Source organism: Streptomyces sp. AC627_RSS907, from assembly GCF_019049165.1.
In genome coordinates, this window is record NZ_JAGMUE010001199.1 from 1 (window position 1) to 704 (window position 704).

Annotated in this window: 1 protein-coding gene; it reads right to left on the minus strand. The window is 75.9% G+C overall.

The features are described 5' to 3' along the window. Positions 1-563, minus strand: a 563-nt coding sequence (locus tag KUM32_RS41050) for an FtsX-like permease family protein (protein ID WP_254406791.1), incomplete at its 3' end; no start/stop codon positions are given. Between the last annotated feature and the right edge of the window lie 141 nt (positions 564-704).

Here is a 704-nt window from a genome sequence, read left to right on the forward strand (position 1 = left end):
GCATCGCTCAGCGCGTCCAGCGGCCCCAGCCGCCCCGCGCGCCGGGCGGCCACCACCACCCCGCCCAGGGCCACCAACAGGCCGGTCCAGAAGGCGGCGTACAGGGGCCAGTGCTGCGACCCGAGCGCGAGGTCACGCGGCGCCATGTCCACGTCGCCGAGCCAGCGCACCATCGAGGGCGCCGCGAGCCGGCCGAGCACGCACCCCACGGCCGAGGCCGCGACGCCCAGGATCAGGGCCTCGGCCAGGACGGCCCGGCGCACCTGCGCCCGGGTGGCGCCGGCCAGGCGCAGCAGGCCCAGTTCACGCCGGCGCTGCGCCACCGCGTACGAGAAGGTGGAGGCGACGACGAACGCCGACACGAAGGCGCTCACCCCGCCCGCCGTGCCGAGCGCCGCCACCAGCGACACCACGGCCTCCCCGCCGGGCAACGCCAGGGCGGTGGCCAGCCCGAGCAGCATCACCGTCGTCATCGCGACGCCGAGCGCCAGGGCCGTGAACGCCCCGATGAGACCAACCCAGCGGGCCCGTAGGGACTTCCAAGCAATCGGCAACATCCTCATGGCACAAGCCAACCGGCCCGGGCGGTCCCGATCAGTGGGGCACGGGTCACCGTGCGGGGTAGGGCCCGCCCTACCGCGCGCGGCGGCAACGGCGCCTAGGGTGGGTCGGCTGGCTGGCTCGGTGGCTGGGTCGGGTTGCTT